Here is a 21,546-nt window from a genome sequence, read left to right as displayed (position 1 = left end):
AGGCTGGCAAGTCACGCGCTCGCCCTGCCTCGTTTTTTGGCGTCCATCAAGGGCGGGTCGCCCTAGACGTTAATCTAAGCTCTTCTCGTAGCGGTCGTAGGCCTTCTTCTGGATCTTGACGAAGTCCTTGAGGCCCATCTGATTCAGCTTGCTGATGTAGCTATCCCAGCCGGCGTCGACGCCACCCTTGGTGACCCACTGAGAGGACTGGGTCGTCACGAAGGTGCTGATGTCGGTGTACTGCTGAGACGTGGTCTGCAGCTCTTCTGGCGAGAAGGTGACATTCGGGAAGGCCGGCCGAGCGTACTGCTTGTACTGCTTGTCCAGTTGCAGCTTCTCGTAGTCCCCGTTAGACGCGGGCAGCTTGACCTTGGCGTCGAAGCTTGGATCCGAGTACTTCGGGCCGAAGTCGCGGAAGGAGTTCGTCCAGGCGAAGATGTCAGAGGACTGACCTTCTGGTGGGGTCAGGACTTCAACGTCGCCGTTATCGAGCTTCTTGGTCCCGACACCGAAGGACCCGTAGTAGGTCTGGATCGTCGCATCGTTGGTGTAGTACTTGTCGGCCCACTTCATCAGCTTATCCACGTTCTTCGCGTGCGTGGTGACCATGAGCTCGTTACGGGAGTAGTTCCAGTGGTCCGGATCGGAGTTCACGTAACGCTTGCCGTCAGGGCCTTTGAGCGGTGGCAGCGCCACGTACTGCTTGGCGTTGGCGCCGAAGATCGCATCCGCGGTCCAGCCGGCGGCAACACCGACGATCGGGGTCTTGGCCTGGACCTTCGCCTGGCCTTGAGAAGCGTCTTCCGTAAAGATCTGCGGATCGATCAGGCCCTTCTTGTAGGCGTCGGCCATCCACGCGATCCCCTTCTTGTAGTTGGTGGTCGTCGGCTGATAGACCGGCTTGTTGTTCTGCATGACCATGTTCTGCGCTGCCGGGTTCGGCGAGGTGATGCCGAATGGCTGGATGAAGTTCAAGATCGCATCATCGTTCCCCGCCCCGTACGGGATCTCGTCTGCCTTGCCGTTGCCGTTCGGGTCGTTGTTCTTGAAGGCCGTCAGCACATTGATGAATTCGGTGTAGGTGGTCGGCATCTCCAAGTTCAGCTTATCCAGCCAGGTCTTGTTGATGAACAGCTGGTTGGTGATCGTCGGGCGCATCGGCGACTTCTTCGGCAGGCTGTAGATGTGCCCGTCTGGGGAGGTCACCATCGCCTTGAGCTTCGGGTCCTTCTCGAAGGCCCGTTGCAGGTTCGGCATGTCTTTTTCGATGTATTTTTCCAGTGGGATGAAGCTGTCTTGGTTCTTGGCGATCTCGGCGTCGCTCAGGCAGATGTCGCCCCAGAACGCGTCGGGCAAGTCGCCACCAGACATCACGACGGACTTCTTATCGCCCCAATCCGCGTTCAAGTAGGTGTCCCACTTGACCTTGATCCCCGCTTGCTTCTCGGACTTGGCGACGAACCCCTTCAGAAAATCGTTGCCCCAATCCGACCATCGAACGGTCGCGATCCGGTAAGACGGGGTCCCCGACTTGTCCGTCCCACTATCATCCGCTTTGCTGCTGCAACCGGCCAGTACCCCGACACCGGCTGCTAGCAACAGACCACTTGCCAGCACTCGCTTACTCAATTTCATCTGTAAAACCCTCCCAAAAAAAGTTTTTGACTATCCCTTGACGGATCCTAACATGACACCCTGGTTAAAGTATTTCTGCAAGAACGGATAAGCGCACATGATCGGTAACGTCGAGATCACGATCGAGGCGTACTTCATCATGTCTGAGAGCTGCTGCAGTTCGGCGGCCAGCTGCCCGGTCGTGTTGCCGGCGATCTGCTGGTTCGAGATCAGGATCCGGCGCAGGATCAGCTGCAGCGGCTGCAGGTTCTCGTTTTGTAAGTAGATCAAGGCGTTGAACCACTGGTTCCAGATCCCGACCGCCGTCCACAGGCCGAGGACCGCGAGCACCGCCTTGGACAGCGGCAGCACGATCCGGAAGAAGTACCGGAACGTGCCGGCGCCGTCCAGTTGCGCCGCCTCCCATAGACTGTCGGGAATGCTCGACTGGAAGAACGTGCGCGCAACGATGATATTATACGGCGAAACAGCGAACGGGATGATCATGACCCAGAAACTGTTCAGCAGGCCGACACCCTTGACCGTCAAGTAGATCGGGACCAGGCCGCCGCTGATGAACATCGGGATCACGTACAACACGTTGATCCACTTGCGGCCCATCAAGTCGTTGCGGGACAGCGCGTAGCCGGCGGGGATGTTGACCGCCAGCCCGAACAGTGTCCCCAGCACCGTGTACAGGATCGTGTTCCCGTAGCTGCGCCAGATGATCGGTTGATCGAACAGGGCCTGGTACCCCTTGAAGTCGAGGTTCTGCGGCCAGAACCACACGCGGCCGTTGGCGACATCCGCCGGATTGCTGAACGAGGCGATGATGATGAACCACAGTGGGTAGATGATCACGAGGATCATCAGCACGGCGAACGCGTAGATGAAGAGCTGAAACGCGAGGTCTCGGCCTGTCAGTTTCACACGCTTCGCCGCGTTAGCCTTGCTTGAAAAAGGTGTTGACATGACTTCCCCTCCTAAAACAGGCTCGTGTCCGTTGTCTTCTTGGAGATCCAGTTGACGCCGAGCAACAAGATGACATTGATCACGGTGTTGAACAGCCCGATCGCAGTCGACAGACTGTATTGAAAATTCTGCAGCCCGATCTTGTACACATACGTCGAGATGATCTCGCTGCCTTGCATGTTCAGTGGATTTTGTAGCAGCAAGACTTTTTCAAAGCCCACGTTCAGCAGGTTCCCGACACTCATGATCAAGATGATCATCACGGTCGGCATCACCATCGGGATGTCGATGTTGCGGATCTTCTGCCAAGCCGTCGCGCCGTCCATCGTGGCCGCCTCGTAGTAAGTCGGGTCGATCGACGACAGCGCCGCGATGTAGATGATGCTGTTCCACCCCAGGTTCTGCCAGACATCCGTCCAAACATAGACATGCGAGAACGCATTCGCGCTCGACATGATGTCAGGCAGCTTGGCCCCGAACAACCGGAACAGGTTGGCGAACAACCCCGACTGCGGGGACAAGAAGATCAGGATCATCCCACACATGACCATAATACTGATGAAGTGCGGCAGATAGGAGATGACCTGGAACACCTTCTTGAACCCCTGCCGGCGCATCTGGTTGGTCAAGATCGCCAACCCCACCGGCAGCGGCGTGTTCACAAGCAGACTGTACACGCTGATCACCAGTGTGTTTTTGAGCGTGATGGGGAACTGATACGAATTGAAGAACTGGGTGAAATTCTTGAGCCCGACCCACGGGCTGTGGAAGACCCCGAGCGCAGGTGAGTAGTTCTGAAACGCCATGACCAGCCCATACAGCGGCACGTAAGCAAAAATCAGCAACAGGATCGCAGACGGTAACAATAGCACGTATAATGGAAGACTCTTCTTGAAGTCCCGTTGACGCTGGCGCTTCCGTCTTGCCTTGGCCACAGCGGCCGGATCGGTCATTGGCACTGCTTGGACGTCCATACCTCCCCCTCCTTTCTTAAACCAGTATATTGGTTGCGCTTTCTTTATTTCTATAACGGAAAAGTCGCATTTTGACACTTTTCGGAGGTGCACCGGCGGCCCGCCGGTCGGACCCGCCGCCGGGCTAGCAGAAAATCGGGGTCGCCTCCGTAAAGTGTCAAAGAATCTCCGGATTGCGTCAGGCCGGCCGGCTTCAGGGGGGTATACTGGAATAAGCAGGGGGGCGCGCGCCGCAGGGTCGCGGGGCGCCACTCCCACCGAGGGGGGAACGGGGATGCAAGCGGACCAGGCCAAGGGGCATTCGATCAATCGTTATCTGCGCGTTTTGATCGCGAGTCTGATCGTCGTCTGTGTGTTGAATATCTTATTAATTATCGCGACGATCCGCACCTCCCGCACCGAACAGCTGCAGCGGCTGGAGAACACGATCGGGCTCTACCTCGACGACGTCGCCACCAAGTTCAAGGCCATCGACCACTTCATGGATTACTCCGTGGTGCACGAACCCAGCCTCGTGGCGATGACCCAGATCGACCCGGTCGCCGACAACGTCGACTTGCTGGCGCCACTGACGGACATTCGCCAGCGCGTCTTTGACTTTCAGTACTCGACGGGCAAGGATTACCAATTCTTCTACTATTCACCGGACACCGATTACTTCACCAACGTGTCACCGCTGGAGATCAGCTACGACCAGTACGACCAGCTGAAGGGCCGCCTGATCGCCAACTGGGCCACTAAGGCCAAAGTCCTGGAAGAGCCCTGGACGGCGATCACGATCCACGCCCAGCGCTACCTCGCCCACGAGGTCAAATACCAAAACGTCGTCATGTTCTGCGTGGTCAAGGCCAACGCGCTGACCGCGCCGCTTCAGAAGGCCTATCTGTCCCCCCACGACCTGACGTACCTGACCCTCAACGGCCAGGACCTGCTCGACCGCACGGATGCGCGCTACAAGGGGCGGGCCCGCACCCCGGCCCGCTTCATCCAGCGCCACGACGAGGCCGATACTCTGCCGTTCACCCTGAACGTCGTGCTCAACCGATCCAGCCGCACTGAACAGTTCACCTTCATCCAGCTCGCCTTGATGGCGCTGATGATGCTGATCGCGTTCGTCGCAATGTTCGGCGTCTTCTACCTGTGGCGCAACTTCGTGGTGCCGCTACGCGCGTTCGCCTCGACCGTCACCCTGCTGCAGGCAACACCCGGCGCGACACCCCTGCAGAACTCACGGATCCAGGAGCTCGAAAGCGTCAACGCGCAGTTCCACACCCTAATGGAGCAGGTCCGCACCCTGAAGGTCTCTCTGTACGAAAACGAGATCCAGCAGAAGAAGACCCAGATCCAGTTCATGCAGCTACAGGTCCGGCCGCATTTTTACCTCAACATCCTGACCACGCTGTACAGCATGTTGCAGATGGACCAGACCAAGGACATGGGGGCGCTGCTGCTCGCCGCCAGTCGGTACATGCGCTACCTGCTGCACGCCGGCGCCGAGCTCGTACCGCTGCACCAGGAAGTCGCCCATGTCAACGAGTACCTCAAGATCCAGCGGATCCGCTACGGCGACGACATGCTCCAGGCGGACATCCAAGTCGCGCCGAACGTGGCCCAGTGCCTCGTGCCCCCGCTGATGCTGCAAACCTTCGTCGAGAATTCGGTCAAATACGCCGTCTCCTTCGATCACCAGACCCAGATCAAGATCGACGCACGGGAGATCCGCGCGCACAACAGCGACGTCCTGGCGATCCACATCCAAGACAACGGCCCAGGCTTCCCGGAGGAGATCCTGGCCGCCTTGCGCAACGACCACCTGATCGCGCTGAACGAGCACCACATCGGCATCAACAACGTCATCAACCGCTTGGACCTGCTGTTCAATAAGAGCTACCGCCTCGACCTCGGCAACCGCCACAGCGGCGGGGCCTACATCGACCTGACGCTCCCGGTCCAGCGCGCGACAGAAAGGAAGGGCTCCGACGATGAAAGTCCTATTAGTTGACGATGATCGGTTCGTGATCAACGTCTTGAAGCAGACGATCGACTGGCCGGCGCTCGGCTTCAGTACGGTCCTCGCCGCGGCGAACATGCGCCAGGCGCAGACGCTACTGGCGGCGCAGACCATCGACCTGATCGTGTCGGACATCGAGATGCCCCAAGGCAGCGGTCTGGACCTCCTGGATTGGCTGCGCCACCAGCAGCAGCGCGATACCGAGATGATCTTTTTGACCAACTACGCGGATTTTAACTACGCCCAAAAGGCGATCGAGCTCGGCAGCTTCGACTACTACCTCAAACCGATCATCCCCGAGCGCTTCACCGCTGTGCTTCAAAAAGCGGTCAAAAAGATCCGCCGTCAGCAACAGGCGGCCGCCGCCAAGGCCAAGGCCCCGGTGGCGCTGATCGCCAACGACTGGCGCCAGGTGCTCCACGGCCAGGCCAGCCCCGACCTCCTGGCGCGCATCGCCGACGACTATTTCCTGCCCATCCTGGTCCAGCCCGAGCTCAGCCACGACACCACGATCCTCTTGCAGCACCTGACCGCTCAGCCCCAGACCTTCGGCGACGGCGCCTTCCACGTCTGCTTCTCCAGCCCGGATGAGAACCACCGCCTGTTAATCCTGCTCCAGGCGGCCAAGCACACCGGACCGGTCGAAGACCTGTTCCAGCAGCGCGACCGGATCAGCCAGCAGCTGCAGATGATCCTGCAGCCGGAGCAGACCCACTTTGCCCTGTTCGTCGGGACCATGGCCACCGCTGAGCGCCTACCGGACACCACCCGCAAGCTGACCGCGATGAGCGATGACCTGGCGGTGCACCGCAACAGCATCAACTTCTTGTCCCAGTACCACCGCTTGGACCTCGACCACCGCGAGCCCGACCTCCAGCATCTGGGCGACCTGATCGCCCAACGCGACGTCGATGCGCTGGGCCGCTACTGCCACCAGTACCTCAAGCACTGCGCCCAAGCGCAACACCTCAGTCGCCGCACCCTGCGCAACTTCCGTGAGGACCTGCTCCAGCTAATCTACGTCTCGCTGGAACGCCATAACATTCAGGCGCACAAGCTGTTCTCGTCGCGCGAGTACGCCAGCCTGTACCTGAACTCGCTCAACAGCATCGAGATCATGGAGCGCTTCATCGCATTTGCCGCCAGCAGCGCCTTTTCGTACGCTGAGTTCGCAGACTCCAGCATCAGCGTCGCCCGCCGGCTCCAGAACTACATCGACACCCACCTCGAAGAGGAGCTGACCCGCGACCGCCTGGCGGAGATCGTCTTCTTGAACCCCGACTACGCGGCCAAGTTGTTCAAGAGCGAGTTCGGGCTCTCCTTGACCAACTACATCATCAAAAAACGGATCGACACTGCCCAACGCATGATCCTGGCCGACGACCGCCCGATCAATCAGATCGCCGAGTCGCTCGGCTACACCAACTTCTCCTACTTCACACGCCTCTTCAAGCGCGAAGTCGGGCTCACGCCGATGGCCTTTCGCCGGCAACGGTGAGCCGAGGCGCCGAGTCAAAAGCCACCGCCGGCGAGCCTCTGGTGGCACGACTATTCCAGAACGTGACGTACCATAACGCAACGCCCCCGTCGTCCGAAATGGCAGATGTGCTTGCTGATGCAATGCGAAGCACTGATAAAGATTACAGCACCGAAGGCCAGGCTATCAATTCCGCTGCGAAAGATGAGCTGCTGAATCTGCGACAGATGCTAGATACACTCGACTTAGAAGTGTGATCACTTTTGCATAAAACCAGGAAAAAAGAGGCCATTTTTGGCCTTTTTTGTTTTACATTGCGAGTCTAGATGAGTGAGCGATAATCTCGTTTCGACTCACGAATGCACGCTATATTAGTCATCCTCTTCAATTTTGCGGAAGGATACTTGAGTTGTCCCGCCCTCTAGGTTGCCTTCGATGGTCGCGGCGGGTGGCAAGCTGTTGGGGTCGTCACGGTCACTCGCTCGCGAATGGCAACAAAATACCCCTGCCATCTTTAGGCGGGGGTATTGCTAAAATGGCTCGACTTTTAGCTCAGTGTTTGAGCCGCATCAGCGCCTTTTTTTTTCGACAAACTCGAAATAGATAGTGCCTACGATCCCTATAATTCCAACGGGGACGCCGAACCAGGGGCCTGCATCAGTGGCATAAATAATAATCATTATGATGCAGAATGATATGAAAAAAATGGAGTATTTAGTCATACGTGACAGCCTTTCTACCCAACAAAAGTGGTGTGATGGACAGTCTTTAAGAGCTTTGTGCGGGCGCTGTTTGTGTAGTATCTGGTATACGATTCTTCTCCAATTAGAACTTGAATACCGCGTGGAGATGTTGCGGAAATCATTCTGGCATTAACGGTAGGCCAAATATCGGGGTGTTGTGTTTTAACAACCTGACTAAGATCATAGAGGGCTAAGGGAATTCTGGCGGCAGGAATCACGCCGGCTAGCTGTTCGGCCATAAAAGTCGCAATCCGTTTTGACTTAGTGCTCATGACATTTTTATAGGCCTGTCCACTTGCTGTAAACAATATTTTTGTAACCAAGTTTCTTGTAGTCAGCGATGCTTGAAGGGAGCGATCCGGAGCGAGCAAGGACTGTCTGCATATAAGCTGCGGGGCCTGGAATGAAATCGTTCTGGAATGATTCTACTGGTAATTGAGATGCAGTTTCAAAATCTTGGCTAGCGCGCTCAGTCAAAACTGTTTGTTCTGAAGATGGAGACTCTGAGGTTGCTGCTTGAGTAGTATGGGGAGTGGCGAGTAAAAGCAAAGCAAGGGTGCTTACAGCTAGGACAACTGAACGCTGTAGAAACGAATACTTTTTCTTAATGCTCCTCCTGATGATGCGTAACTAACAGTTCAACTACGTAATTATAATAACACATCAAAAGTGAAGCGGATCACTCTATATCGCAGAAATTCGGTTTATAGAATGCGAATTAATAACAGAACGAGGCCGTTAGGGGTTCGTCGTACAAAAACGGCCCTCAGCAAAACCCAAGTTTCGGGTTTTACTGAGGGCCGCGCTTGTACACTGGGCTAAAACCGCGTTATGGCCCAGCCCCATCTGGTGTTCACAGCGGCCGATCGTCCAGTCCACTAGCGGTGGTGAGCCGACGCTAGGCCAACGGCGCGTCCAGCGCCGACTCTAGCGGCACGCCGCTCAGTCCAGCTGCGCCTGCAGCTCGCGAGGTGTCAACCAGCGCTGGTGCAGCGCCTGGGTCACGGTCACGCGCCGCTGGTGCGCGCGGATGACCCGCAACCGAAACGCGGGGAAGCGCCGGCACAGCGCGTCATACACCGGCTGAAGCTGCGCCGCCGTTCTGTTAGCCGCCGGGTGCACCGTGATCACCGGTAGCGGATCGACGTTATCGAGGTAGTCGTCCAACCCGATCGTCGCCGGGAGTTTCAGGTGCGTCTCGCCGACTAAGTCGCAGGCGAGTGACGTCGCCTGCGCGGTCGCGCCGAGGCGCGTGGCCAGCTCGCGGCGCAGCGCCGGCAGGACTTGGTACTTGCGGTAGTCATCGGTGAATGTGCCTTGCGCCGTCAGCGTCACGCGCGTCGGCTGCGTTGGCGTGGCGCGCGGCGCGAATGTCGCCTGCAACGCCCCGTGCCGGTAGTGGGTCACGCGCACCAACGTGAACGCCTGCCCATAGCGTGCCTGTAGCCGCCTGCTCGCCACCGCGAGCGCCTGCTTGCGACTGTGGCAAGCACGGCTCGCGCACCCCGCCAGCAAGGTCGCCGCCAGCACGGCCAGGGCCAGCACCCATAACTTTCTCATCGTCATCCCTCCAAGATGCTTCCATTATCGCATCCTGTCGGGGGTCAGACTTCGGCCTCGAGGCGGAGGGTGGCCTCCGCAATTAGGCGCAGCGGGACGGCTGTCTGCCTGTCACGCACTGCGTGCGAACGGGCAGAGCAAAACGTACAAGAACGACCCTCCGCAAAACCTAAGTTCGGGTTTTGCGGAGGGCCGTTCTTATACTCTGGGCTAAAACCGCGTCATGGCACAGCCCCATTGGCGCTTATATTCTGGGCTCACCCCGCGTTTTGGCTCAGCCTCGCATCAGTGGCGATAAGCCGCCAGTCGCTGCGTGAGCCCATCGATGCGGGCCTGCGTCGCGGCCGGATCGGCCAGCGCCGCTTCGGCTCGGCGCCGTAGCGGATCAGGCAGCGACGCGGTGAGCAGGGTGCGCAGGCGCTGCTTATCGGTCACGCGATCCGGCGCGTTAACGGCGTGCGTCCACTGCGCCAGCTCCGTTGCCAGCGCCTGGTCATCCATCGTCGCCAAGGCGGGCCAGACCTTATCCGCGCGGGCGATCACCGCCTTGAGCCTCAGCTGGAGCTCCGGTTGCTGCACCGCGGTCAGCCGCTGGATCGCCTGCTCGTGAGCCGCCTTGAGCTGCGCGACCAGCCGATCGCGCCGGCCGAAGTACGCCGCGTACGCGTCCATGTCGAGCGGTGCCGCCACGACCACGGGGGTGACCCCGGCGACCGCCGCTTGGACCTGAGCCTGCACCGCAGCTGGGTACAGCGCGGTGGCCGGCGCACCGGTCGCTTCATCGGTGGCTGGATCGTTGAACAGGTGCTGATCGTACTGCCGCTGCATCAACGGTGTGATGGCGGCGCGTTTGGCGGTCAACGCCGGCGTCGGGGTCGCCATCAGCTGCGCGTCCAGGGCGACCGCCGCCGCGGCCAGTGTGACCGGCTGCAGCGTGAAGTCATACGCCGGTAGCGGCGTCATGGTGACAAAGTCCCACGCCGCAAAGGTCATCGCGGTCGGGCTCAGCGTGCAGTAGTAGCCCAGACCCTGGCCGATGTGCCCATTTTCGCTCACGGTGTAGGCCGGCTGATCGATGCAAGTACCGTACTCACGACTGACGACTTCACAGACGCCCAGGCCATTGTGGATATGCCCGGACAGCACGAAGGTGTTCGGATGCACGCGCAGGATGTCCTTGACCACCGCATCCTGGCGCCCGAAGCCGCCGCCGAAGTTGCTGCGCCAGTGCGTGTCACGCAGCGCCTGGTGGACGACCACCAGGTTCACCAAGCCCGCCGCCTCGCCCGCACTCAGCTGCTGGTCCAGCCAGGTGAGCTGTGCGCGGGAAAAATCAGCCGAGTCCTTGAGGCCTTTTTCCGTATTCATCACGATGAACTGGTAGCTGCCGCGGGTCACGCTGAAGTAGAGCTGGCGTGCACCGGTGTGCGGCATCAGGTAGTTCGTCGTGTACTCCGGCACGACGACGTCCCGAAAATACGTCGGGTCGCTGTCAGGATCGTTGTTCCAATCGGCAGGGTAAGGCCCGCGGACGTCGTGGTTGCCTAGGCTGATCAGCACGTCGGCCGACGCCGGCAGGCAATCAGTCAGCGCCTGCCACACTGCCTGGTATTGGCTGACGCGCCCCGCGGTCGTCACGTCGCCGTTCATCAAGTACATGGCGGTCGGATCCATCCGGGCCATGTTGGCCAGTCCCTTGCGCACCTTGGCTTCCGTCTGACGGTGGCTCCCCACATGGAGGTCCGCCAGCAAGAACAGGTGCAGGGGCTGGGTCGATTCGTTTGTCATTGTGTCACATCCTATTCGCGGCCCGGGCCGCCCTGCGCAATCGTGGGCGATTCGAACAGGACCGTGTAATAATCCCAGCGTTTATAGCTGGTCGTGAATTCGAGGAGGCGCCCATCCGCCGCATAGTTGAACATCACCTGCTTGATCGCCGGCCCGTCGGTGATGCTCAGGGCTTCGGCGATATCGCCGTCGACCGGGTAGACGACGCTGACCGTCTGGCGAAAATTCTGGCGCAGCAGGTCAAGCCCGCTGTCCGCGGCGACGCGGTCATAAACCGAGCTCAGCTGCTTGGCCGTGCGGTGCGCAGGGTCGATCAGATCCGCGGCGACGTAGCTCGTGATGTAGTTGTACGGCACGCCCCCGTTTTTCTTGATCCGCACGATCGCCACATACGGCGCTTGCGCGTCGATCGCCGCCGGCAGCTCGTCTGGGTCGACCAGCGCAACATCCAAGACGGTCACGCTTTCGGCTGCCGGGCTGTGCTCGAGGTCGGTGTACTGGATCAGCTCGCGGCGCTTGCGCTTCGAGACAAAGGTCCCCTTCCCCTGATAGCGGACGACGTAGCCTTCATTCACGAGCTCTTGCAGCGCCTTGACCGCCGTGATCGAACTCACGTCGTACTTACGCTTCAGCTCGCTTTCGGAATACAGCTTGTCACCCGGCTGGAACTGCCCGGACTGGATCTCGCTGATGATGTCTTGTTTGATGCGTTCATATTTTGCGGCCATGGGTCACCCTCCGAATCTCTCTGTCAGTCATTACTATTATTATACTTGAAATGGTGTAGCATCCAGTCTAATTCGTGCGAATAGATGAAGGCAAACACCAAGCCGTACGCGATCGACCAGAAGCCGAACGCGACGAAGCCAAGGGCGAGGATCCCATAGTTGAAATACCGGATCACCCGGCTCAGGTTCACCGCTGGCCGGTATTTCTTGATGATCAGGGCGAACACATCCACCCCGACCGTTGAGGCGTGCGAGGACAGGCACGCGTAGTAGCCAAAGGCGATGAACCCACTGGCGATCAGCAGATCGACCAACGGGGTGATCGTGAGCGGCTGCGCCCACGCGAAGCACGCCGTGAAGCTGGCCGAGTAGACCACGCTGCTCAACACCGACTTCAAGAACACCTCGCGCCCTAGGAACAGTAAGGTCAACAGGAGCAGGAAGGCGAGCCACAAGTTGTTGGCCATCGGGACGCTGATCGGGTAGTAATGGTTCACGATCTGCGACAGGCTGGTCACCCCACCGTTGATAATATGGTTCGGCACCATCCACTTCGCATACCCCAGTCCCATCGCCAAGTTGCCGACGATGATCAGACCCACTTCACGCGCTTGTGCCTTAACTGCATGTTCCTGCATCCCGTCACCCCAAGATCTTCAGTGAATACAACACGATGCTCAGGCCCAGCATGATCCAGATCACGCGGTTCGAGTTCATGTGCTTGCGACCCAGTAGCCAGTACGCCAAGGCGACCAGGCAGACCGGGATCAGGTGTGGCATGATCTGATCGAGCATGTCCTGCAACACGATCTTCATCCCGCCGTTCTTGTAGACGAACGGGACCTTGGCGTTGACCACCGTCGGGATCATCGCGCCGACGACCATGACCCCAAGCATCGTCGCGGATTTGGTCATCGCGTTGAGCTTGTCCTTCATCGTCGTGACCAGCTTGACCCCTTGGTTATAGGCGGCAAAAATGCTCCAGAACCGGAACGGCACATAGATGCACAAGTTCGCCATCAGCCACATCAAGACACCGACCGGGGAGCCTTTGACCGCAAACGCGCAGGCCAGCGAGCCCCAGATCGTGCCCCAGATCACACCCCACATCGAGTCGCCGACCCCAGCAAGCGGGCCCATCAACCCGGTCTTGAGGCCCGGCACGATGTCTTTGGCGCCGATCCCTTCTTGCTCCTGCACGGCGATGTCCAGCCCGAGCACGATATGGCCCATGCTGGCGGCGGTGTTGTAGTACTGATTCTCCGCCTTCATCATCTCGCGGAACTTGTCTTTATCGTGCCCGTACAGCTTCTTCAAGACGGGCAGGATCGAGTACAGGTAGCCACTGCTTTCCATCCGCTCGTAGTTCCACTGGATCTGGCTCGCCAGCGCCCAGCGCCAGTTCACCGCCCACAGGTCCTTCTTCGTGATCTTCTGTTGTGCGGTCTTATTCGGCTCATTCATCACCCTGAAATCCTCCTTCATCACTTGCCGTCGCGGCCGGTGCAGTCACTGCCGCAGCCTCCCGGTCTTTGCCATGCTTCTTGAAGTCGTAGACTGCCGCCGCTAAGCCGACCAACGTGACCCCTAAGATCGGCACGTTGAGGTAAGCCGCCAGCACGAAGCCCACGAGCAGTTCCGGCACAAAGTCCTTCGTCGGCAGGTACCGCAGCAGGATGCTGATCCCGACGACCGGCAGGACCCCACCGGCAACCTTGAGGCCACCCATCAGCCAGTCAGGCATGATCTGCAGCAACGTGTTGACCACCGGCTGACCGAACGACAGGATGATCAAGACCGGCAGCGCGCGTGACAGGCCCCAGAAAACGGACCCCATCAGCGTCCACATCTCGATCTTCCTCGGCGCGACCGCCTCCACGGCCTTATCGACCCGGTGTAGCAGCGCTGTGTTGGCAAAACGGGCGAGGATGTCGAGCTGCAACATCAGCAGCCCGACCGGCACCCCGACCCCGATCGCGAATTGGACGCCTTTGCCCGCGAGGATCCCGAACGTCGTGCCGACCACGGCGCCGAGGAAGAAGTCCGGGATCGATGCCCCGCCGAACGCGGAGATCCCCAACTGCATCAGCTCCATGGTCCCACCGACCATCAGGCCCAGCTTCAGGTCACCCATGATCGCCCCGGTGATCGCACCCGCGAAAACCGGTCGGATGAACCCAAGATTCAACATTAACGATTCATTGATACTAAAGAATGCATATAAGGTCAGCAGAGCGATCTGCCAGATCGCGATTCCTTGGCTCATTTTCGATTACCTCACTTGTGAGCGACGGCCTGAAAATCCTGTCGCGGATCATTCGGGACCGTCTGCAAAAATACGGGCGTGCCGTGATCGACCAACCAATCCACCGTGGCGATCTCATCGTCTGTCACGCTCACCGACTGCCGAAGCGCACGCGAGCCGTCCTTGTGCGCGATATTGCCGATCGTCAGCTCCGCCACTTGGCCGCCGAAGACCTTGAAGCGCTTGACGTCGTCCACCGTCCGAAAGACCAGGAAGATCCGCTGATCCCCGTAGCGCGTCGTGTTCAGGTTCGCGGCGGCTTGTTCGACCGTCAGCACGCTCAGAAACATCGACGCCGGCGCCGACATCCGCAAACTGGCCCGCTCCATCTCGCTGGCCGCCGCCTCATCGTTCGCCACGATGATCCGCTGCGTCTGCAGCGCCGGGGTCCAGATCACCGCGACCTGCCCGTGCACCATCCGCGCATCCACGCGCGTGTTTACAACTGGCATATATTCTCTCCTCCATCCGCTCATCGTTCTACTTAATATATTAACATGTTAACAACGTAAGCCTACACCATGCGCCGAGGTTTGTAAACGCTTATTGCACAAAAAATGCCTGAGTCGGGGTTCGCCGCTCAGGCATTACAAGGCCACACTTCAACTGATCAGTTAGACTGAAAGCCGGTGATGATCGGGGCCAGGTGGTGATACGCATACTCCAGGCCGGTCGCCACCGCCTGGTTATCCGCAGCGAAGCGCCGGTCCTCGTGCTCAATGCTGAGGACACCTGCAAACCCGATCTCCTGCATCACCCCGTAAAACTGGCTCCAGTTGATGTCACCGAGCCCCGGGATCACCGGAGTCCAGAAGCCCAGGTCCTCTTCGTGCGCTCGGTGGAGTTTCTTGCCGAAGAGCCCGTACCGCCGCAGGGCCTGCTCATCCACCAGAACGTCTTTGGCGTCGATGTGGAAGATCCGGTCCTTGTAGTCGCGAAGCGCCTGCAACTCATCGATATGCAGCCAGCGAAGGTGCGACGGATCGAAGTTCAAGCCCAACGAGGCGCTGGGCACCCGGCGAAACATCTCATCCCAAAGCTCGGGCGAATACGAGATCGTCCCCGGCAGGCCGTCTGCCTGCCACCCTGGCATCGGGCAGTTTTCGACCATCAGCTTCACGTGATTCGCCTCAGCTAGTTGCACCAACTCGGTAAACAGGGCCTCGTACTCGTCGAAGTTCTCGTCCAGGGGCTTGGTCTGATCTTTACCGACGAAGCAGCCCACCAACGGCACATTGAGGCGCCCGGCCGCCACGATCACCGCCTTGAGGTGCGCTTCATAACGCGCACGGATCACGGGATCGGGGTGTAGCATGTTGTCATAATAGGCTAAGGACGAGAACTGGACCTCGTAGGTTGCCTCTGCCGCGCGAAGCTGCGCGATGCGCGCCTCCGTCAGGTGTTCGACGTCGATATCGCTTCCCGCGTAGTCACGCGCGTTCACGCGCGGCCAACACGAGACATCGAGCGCCGTGAACCCGACTTGATGGGCGTACGCCATCTTCTGTTCCAACGTCATGCCTTGCAGGCACCCCGTCAAAAACCCAAATTTCATCTTGATCTCCTTTCCTCTTGTCAACGCGCGCCCGTCGACCCTACTGTCCGGGCACCGCGTCGAACGGGAGGCTCTGGTGAGCCGCTGCCGCGGCAAAGATCGTCTCCATCAGCCGCAGCACGCGCAGCACCTCACTGTTCTTCACGATCGGGGTCGCCCCATCGTTGAGCACCGAGACGATATTCTGGTAGATGCTCGGTTCAAGTACGGCCGGTGCTGGGAACGGAACGTGCCGGACCGCGCCTTCTGTCGGCGGTGCCATCGTCTTCGTCAACCCGACCCCGGCCTTGATCGGTGCAGGGGCCTGCGTCTCAACGCCTGTCGCGACCACCACCTCGCCGGTCTGCTCCCAGTGCCGCATGAAAGCCGTGCCGGTCGTGCCCTGGATGTACCACCGGGGTAGCTTGACATAGTTAGTCGTACCCACTTCGATCAACGCCGTCAGGCCAGTGGCAAAGGTCAGCTCAACAGTACAGCCGTCTTCGACCTCGTTGCCCAGGACGTGACTCAACCGCGCCTGAACGCGACTGATCGGAGCAGGAAACAGGAACAGTAGCTGATCGAGCAGGTGCACGCCCCAGTCTAGGACCATGCCCCCGCCCGCTGCACGATCGTGTCGCCAGTCACCAGGGATCCCGTTCGCACCATGGATCCGCGACTCGATGTGAAAGACATCGCCCAGCAGTTGGGCCTGCACCATCGCCGTCACGACCCGAAAGTCTGGATCCCACCGCCGGTTCTGATGCACGAACACTTGCCGCCCCACCTTGTCGGCGACCGCCAGGACCGCGCTGAACTCGGCCGAGGACATCATCGCCGGCTTCTCCACCATCACGTGTTTGCCGTGCTCCAGCGCCGCGATGGCAAGCGCCTTGTGCGTGTCGTTCGGGGTGGCGATCAGGACTAACGCGATCCCCGGATCCGCCAGCAAGTCATCCAGCGTGGCGTACGCCTTGAGGCCCGCTTGCGTCGCGGCAGCCCGCTGCGCCGGGGCGATATCGTACACCCCGACGAGCTTCACATTCGGCTCCGCGGGGATCAGCGTCTGGCAGTGGTAGCTGCCCATCCCCCCGTAGCCGATCACCCCCATTGTCAATGCACTCATAGGCGGGCCTCACCGGACTGCAGGAGCCGATTCAGGCAAGTCGCATCCTGCGCGGCCGCGACCATCGGCGGCTGATACGTGAAGGCTTCTTGCTCGACCACCGACCACGTATGCCCAAGTTGCCGCGCCAGATCGACGTAGTGCACCAGCGGCAGCGTCCCGGTACCCAGCACGACACTTTCACGTTCGCCGTTGACCACGGCCATGTCTTTCATGTGGAACATAACCAGCCGCTGGCGGTGCGCTTGGACCCAGGCATCGATGTCAACGCCTGAATAGGCGAGCCAGTATAGGTCAGCTTCGAACTCAAGCGACGGCGCCGCTTGGTACAGCTCATCCAACAGGTCCTGGCCCGGAATACTCAGGAATTCATGATAGTGGTTGTGATACGCGAGCTGAAACCCGGCGGCGCGGACCCGCCGTGCCAGTGCCTCCATCTCCTCGCAAGTTCGCTGCCACGCGGTGGCCGACTCGACGGGCAGGTACGGGACGACCAACAGATGGTTCCCGATCGTGTCCTCGTACCGGAGGGTCTCGTCAAAATGATCCTGGATCTGCGCCAAGGCCAAGTGGCTCCCGCAGACCTGCAGGCCAGACGCGACCAACTGCTGCCGCAACGCCTGCGCCGACACTCCGAAGTACCCCGCGAATTCCACGCCAGCGTAACCCATCTGGGCGACAGCCTCGACGGTACCCAGCAAATCCGTCTTCATCGCGTCTTGCACGCTCCACAACTGCAATGCTGATTTCATCGTTATTCTCCCTTCTCGTCCAAGTAGACCGGGCGGCCGGCCGCAGCGGACTGGTAGAGTGCCTCCAAGATCCGGGTCACGACGATCGCCTCTTCCGGCTTGACCAACGGCTCGGTGTCAGTCTCGATCGCCTTGATCCACTGCTGCGCTTCAGTCACCTCGGCCCGATCGGTCGCCCCGTCGAAGAAGGCCACGCCACCAGTCGACAGGTCGATCTGCTTTTGGTACAGCGTCGAATGATCCTCGCCGTTGATCGTCAACCCATTGCGCATGTCCGCGCCGGCCTTGGCGCCGCAAAGTGTCGTCTGCGCCTCGCGCGTATCCAGCGTGTTGAGTGCCCAGCTCGACTCCAGAAAGATCGTGGCGCCATTCTTCATCACGATGTACCCGAACGCGGAATCCTCAACGGTGAACTGTTGCGGGTCCCAGGGGCCAAACGCGTTCGCGGCGTTCTCATTGTCGCCTAGCTGCCGGTACGTTGTCCCCACCACATACGCCGGGTCGTAGTTATTCATCATCCACAGCGTCAAGTCGAGCGCGTGCGTCCCGATATCGATCAGCGGGCCGCCGCCTTGGGCCTCGGCATCAAGGAACACGCCCCAGGTCGGGACCCCGCGGCGGCGGACCGCATGGGCCTTCGCAAAATAGACATCGCCCAACTGCCCTTCCGTGCAGATCTGGTGCAGGTACAGGGAATCCCGCCGGAAGCGATTCTGGTAGCCGATCGTCAGCTTCTTGCCCGTGCGCTTGGCGGCCGCCAGCATCTGCTGTGCCTCTGCGTAAGTCTTCGCCATCGGCTTTTCACACATCACGTGGCAACCCGCTTCCAACGCGGCGATCGTCAGCGGTGCGTGTTGCGAGTTAGGCGTCAGGACATGCACCACATCGAGCGGCTGCTTCAACAGCTCGCGATAATCCGTGTACCACTTAGCCTCAGCCGTCCCATATTCCGCACAGGCTTTTTGCGCCCGCTCAGGGATCAGATCACAAAAAGCGACCAGTGCGACCCCATCGACCTCACGCAGTGCCGGCAAGTGTTTCCCGTTGGCGATCCCGCCACAGCCAATAATCCCGATCCGTAATGTCATCTCTGTGTCCTCCTAGAATTTTCAAGCTATCCGTAGTATAATCCCTCCTGAAAACGCTTATTTCCCGAAGCACGTACAGCCTTGGCCTGAAAATTGACTTTATCGTGCATCACGGCGAAACCACGTACCGGAGGCCCTCATGTCCAGCTATATTGAAATCCCTGAATGGCCGGGCAGCCTGCCCGGCCGCTGTCTGGCCGGCAACGGCTTCGCCCCAGTGGCCCCCCACCGCCACAAAGAGATCGAGATCATTCAGGCCCGCCAAGGCCAGACCAAGCTGGGGTGCTTGGGGCAGACCTACACTGTCAGCGCCGGCGAGATCTTCATCATTCCCAGCGGCGTTCCCCACTACTGCCTGACCACACCGAACAGTCTCCGCAACGTATTCCAGTTCAACCTCAGCATCTATGACGCCACCTTGTTGCACCTGACCAACGCCCAGCTCGCTACCCTGTTTCAGTCCTGCGCGCTGCACAGTCGCCAGTGGCCCCCTGCCGTCACGGACAAGCTGAACCGGTGCCTGTTCGCCCTGTTCGAAGCGGAGACGCAGCACCACTCACCCGCGCAGATGCTCAGCCAACTCTACACCCTGCTTGACCTCGTCGAGCGCGAGGTCCCTCACCGCCACACGCCGGCCATCGCTAGTGCGGTCAAGCACAACGCGCACGCCAACGCGACGATCCAGCAGCTGATCCCCATCTACGACTACATTGAGAGCCATTACTTCGAGCCGATCTCGCTCCAAGACGTCGCAGACCTCGCCGGCTTCAACGCCCAATACTTCACCCGCTTCTTCAAACGCAACACCGGCACGACCTTCAAGCAGTTCCTGAACGAATACCGGTTGATGAAAGCCAGCTACCTCCTAGTCGAAAACGACCAGTCGATGGCCGAGATCGCCACGCGGTGCGGGTTTCAAAGCGTCAAGACCTTCCAGCACGAATTCAAGCAAAAAATGGGCACCTCGCCCTTGAAATATCGCAAAGCGCTCTTGGCCCACTGAGCTGAAGCGCACACCAAGCCAGTCGCCTGATCCGCCGCATTGTGCCGCCGGATCAGGCGACTATTGTGGTCGTCCTACACAAAAAAGGCGCCATGACTGGCGCCCTCAAGGTGGTCGAGTGAGCGGCTTAGGCCCCGGCGTTCAGGATCCACATGAAGCCGAGGAAAACGAAGAACAGGCCATACATGATCGGCGAGACTTCCTTGCCCCGCTTGGCAGCGATCATCGTGATCGGGTAGAAAATGAACCCGAGCGCGATCCCGTCGGAGATGCTATAGGTCAGCGGCATCCCGAGCAGGATCAGGAACGACGGGATCGCGATCTCCAGCTCGCCCCAGTTGATCTGGCGCAGCGACTGGGCCATCAGCACCCCGACAATGATCAAGGCCGGCGCGGTGACCTGCGTCGTCACGACCGCCAGCAGTGGCGAGAAGAACAGACCGAAGAGGAAGAAGATCCCCGTGGTGACCGCCGTCAGTCCGGACCGGCCCCCGACGGCGATCCCTGCAGAGCTTTCGACGAAGGCCCCGACCGGACTGGTACCCAGTAAGGAACCGACCAGCATCGCGGTCGAATCGCTCGCCAGCGCCTTGCCGACACGCGGCATCTTGTTGTCCTTCATGAAGCCCGCCTGGTTCGCCAGTCCGACCAGCGTCCCCGCCGTGTCGAAGAACGTGACCAGCAGGAACGTTAAGACGACGACCACCAGCTGCAGGGAGTTGATGTTCGGCACGTTTTTCAACGCAACGAGGAAGGTCGGTCGAAGCGACGGGGCCGCCGACACGATCGCAGTCGGCGCCGCGATCAGCCCGGTCGCCAACCCGAGGACCGTCGTCAGGACCATCCCGATGAAGATCCCTCCCGGCACCTTGCGCACCATCAGGATCGCCGTGACGACCAACCCGAACACCGTCAGCCACGTGGTGCCGGTGTTGAACGAGCCGAGGCCGACCAGCGTGGACTTATTGGCGACGATCAGACCACCATCGCTCAAGCCAAGGAAGGCGATGAACAGGCCGATCCCCCCGGAGATCGCAAACTTCAGATCAGAAGGGATCGCGTCGATGATCATCTCGCGCAGCTTGAAGACCGTGATCAGAATGAAGATCAGCGAGGCGACGAACACGCCGGCCAGCGCCGTCTGCCACGGGATCTTCATCCCGATACAGACCGAGTAGGCAAAAAACGCGTTGATCCCAAGCGCTGGGGCCGTGGCGATCGGGTACTTCGCCAGGATCCCCATCATCAGGCAGCCCAAGGCCGACGCCAAGGCGGTCGCGGTGAACACCGCGCCCTTATCCATCCCCGAAGCCCCCAGTACGGATGGATTAACGAACAAAATATAGGCCATCGAGATAAAGGTCGTGAACCCCGCCAGCACTTCACGGCGCACCGTGGTGTGGAGCTGATCGATCTCGAAGTAAGCCAGTAACTTCTCTTTCATATGCAATTATGCCTCCAAAACACGAACATTATTTCTGAAACGCACCTCTTATCTTACCTTCATTCGAACGATAAGTAAACAAGATTCGGTCAGCACGACCAACCCCGAATAATGTTCGGGATCGGCGCCATCGCACGACAATGCGCACCCAAAAACGGCCAGCGCTAGATCTCGGCGCTGGCCGCCACGCGATCGGTTCGATATCGTTAAGTGTCCTCAGCAATCAGCTGACCATCCAGGCCGCCGACCGCCGCTCACAATCTCAGGCCAGTCAGCCCAGCGTCCACGCGGTCACCCGCCTAGTGACCCGGCGCGCCTGTGCAGCGCCTGGCCCCTGCTGCGAGGTGGTCGCCGCGGCAGCTGCAGTGCATTATATCGCTCATGCATGCCTTCGCCTCCTTCATTGCATGTCACCTGCTAGCGCGTG

Annotated in this window: 18 protein-coding genes; 3 read left to right on the top strand and 15 right to left on the bottom strand. The window is 59.7% G+C overall.

Translation table 11 applies throughout. The annotated features are described in order from the left end of the window. Positions 1-69: 69 nt before the first annotated feature. From HII33_RS01260 to HII33_RS01250, 3 genes are read right to left on the bottom strand one after another with little or no spacing between them, the layout of a single operon-like run. Positions 70-1,635, bottom strand: coding sequence for a type 2 periplasmic-binding domain-containing protein (locus tag HII33_RS01260; protein WP_179393984.1), 1,566 nt, complete (start codon positions 1,633-1,635; stop codon positions 70-72). 30 nt (positions 1,636-1,665) lie between these two features. After that, on the bottom strand, positions 1,666-2,586 hold the full coding sequence (locus HII33_RS01255; protein ID WP_179393983.1) for a carbohydrate ABC transporter permease: 921 nt from the start codon (positions 2,584-2,586) through the stop codon (positions 1,666-1,668). 11 nt (positions 2,587-2,597) lie between these two features. After that, entirely contained in the window at positions 2,598-3,539 is a 942-nt protein-coding gene (locus tag HII33_RS01250; protein ID WP_179394678.1) for an ABC transporter permease, read from the bottom strand. A 295-nt stretch (positions 3,540-3,834) separates the two neighbouring features. On the opposite strand from HII33_RS01250, the gene HII33_RS01245 reads away from it, so the two are divergent. After that, positions 3,835-5,562, top strand: a complete 1,728-nt coding sequence (locus HII33_RS01245) for a sensor histidine kinase (protein ID WP_179393982.1) — start codon at positions 3,835-3,837, stop codon at positions 5,560-5,562. After that, the gene (locus HII33_RS01240) at positions 5,543-7,069 is read left to right on the top strand and encodes a response regulator (RefSeq protein ID WP_179393981.1); all 1,527 of its coding nucleotides are present in this window, start codon (positions 5,543-5,545) and stop codon (positions 7,067-7,069) included. The genes HII33_RS01245 and HII33_RS01240 overlap by 20 nt, the downstream gene beginning before the upstream one ends. 1,664 nt (positions 7,070-8,733) lie before the next feature. Here the strand turns inward: HII33_RS01240 and HII33_RS01235 are convergent. The 11 genes from HII33_RS01235 to HII33_RS01185 form a co-directional block, all read right to left on the bottom strand. Further along, positions 8,734-9,351 (bottom strand): hypothetical protein, encoded by a 618-nt coding sequence (locus HII33_RS01235; protein WP_179393980.1) that lies wholly within the window; start codon positions 9,349-9,351, stop codon positions 8,734-8,736. A gap of 285 nt (positions 9,352-9,636) precedes the next feature. Then, positions 9,637-11,139, bottom strand: a complete 1,503-nt coding sequence (locus HII33_RS01230; protein ID WP_179393979.1) for a metallophosphoesterase family protein — start codon at positions 11,137-11,139, stop codon at positions 9,637-9,639. An 11-nt stretch (positions 11,140-11,150) separates the two neighbouring features. Continuing rightward, positions 11,151-11,867 (bottom strand): GntR family transcriptional regulator, encoded by a 717-nt coding sequence (locus HII33_RS01225; protein WP_179393978.1) that lies wholly within the window; start codon positions 11,865-11,867, stop codon positions 11,151-11,153. A gap of 23 nt (positions 11,868-11,890) precedes the next feature. Continuing rightward, positions 11,891-12,505, bottom strand: a complete 615-nt coding sequence (locus tag HII33_RS01220; RefSeq protein ID WP_179393977.1) for a YitT family protein — start codon at positions 12,503-12,505, stop codon at positions 11,891-11,893. A 4-nt stretch (positions 12,506-12,509) separates the two neighbouring features. Next, a complete protein-coding gene (locus tag HII33_RS01215) occupies positions 12,510-13,331 on the bottom strand; it encodes a PTS system mannose/fructose/sorbose family transporter subunit IID (protein ID WP_246287250.1) in 822 nt (273 codons plus the stop codon). After that, positions 13,324-14,133: a PTS mannose/fructose/sorbose/N-acetylgalactosamine transporter subunit IIC gene (locus HII33_RS01210; RefSeq protein WP_179393975.1), complete on the bottom strand. Its 810-nt coding sequence runs from the start codon at positions 14,131-14,133 to the stop codon at positions 13,324-13,326. Before HII33_RS01210 ends, HII33_RS01215 begins: the two co-directional genes overlap by 8 nt. A gap of 11 nt (positions 14,134-14,144) precedes the next feature. Continuing rightward, the gene (locus HII33_RS01205; RefSeq protein WP_179393974.1) at positions 14,145-14,624 is read right to left on the bottom strand and encodes a PTS sugar transporter subunit IIB; all 480 of its coding nucleotides are present in this window, start codon (positions 14,622-14,624) and stop codon (positions 14,145-14,147) included. Positions 14,625-14,782: 158 nt separating this feature from the next. Then, positions 14,783-15,727: a sugar phosphate isomerase/epimerase family protein gene (locus tag HII33_RS01200; protein WP_179393973.1), complete on the bottom strand. Its 945-nt coding sequence runs from the start codon at positions 15,725-15,727 to the stop codon at positions 14,783-14,785. Between the two features lie 40 nt (positions 15,728-15,767). Then, positions 15,768-16,832: a Gfo/Idh/MocA family protein gene (locus tag HII33_RS01195; protein ID WP_179393972.1), complete on the bottom strand. Its 1,065-nt coding sequence runs from the start codon at positions 16,830-16,832 to the stop codon at positions 15,768-15,770. Then, positions 16,829-17,584 carry a sugar phosphate isomerase/epimerase family protein gene (locus HII33_RS01190; RefSeq protein WP_179393971.1) on the bottom strand — a complete coding sequence of 252 codons (756 nt, stop codon included), beginning with the start codon at positions 17,582-17,584 and terminating at the stop codon, positions 16,829-16,831. Before HII33_RS01190 ends, HII33_RS01195 begins: the two co-directional genes overlap by 4 nt. A gap of 2 nt (positions 17,585-17,586) precedes the next feature. Beyond that, positions 17,587-18,672, bottom strand: coding sequence for a Gfo/Idh/MocA family protein (locus tag HII33_RS01185; protein ID WP_179393970.1), 1,086 nt, complete (start codon positions 18,670-18,672; stop codon positions 17,587-17,589). 139 nt (positions 18,673-18,811) lie between these two features. On the opposite strand from HII33_RS01185, the gene HII33_RS01180 reads away from it, so the two are divergent. Further along, the gene (locus HII33_RS01180; protein WP_179393969.1) at positions 18,812-19,675 is read left to right on the top strand and encodes a helix-turn-helix transcriptional regulator; all 864 of its coding nucleotides are present in this window, start codon (positions 18,812-18,814) and stop codon (positions 19,673-19,675) included. A 127-nt stretch (positions 19,676-19,802) separates the two neighbouring features. Here the strand turns inward: HII33_RS01180 and HII33_RS01175 are convergent, their stop codons facing one another. Continuing rightward, entirely contained in the window at positions 19,803-21,119 is a 1,317-nt protein-coding gene (locus HII33_RS01175; protein WP_179393968.1) for an NCS2 family permease, read from the bottom strand. Positions 21,120-21,546 lie beyond the last annotated feature (427 nt).

Origin of the sequence: Lacticaseibacillus absianus (genome assembly GCF_013407595.1) — a bacterium.
In the GTDB taxonomy this organism is placed as follows: Bacteria; Bacillota; Bacilli; order Lactobacillales; family Lactobacillaceae; genus Lacticaseibacillus; species Lacticaseibacillus absianus.
Note: the sequence above shows the minus strand (reverse complement) of the source record. Positions and strands in the feature narration are given on the sequence as shown.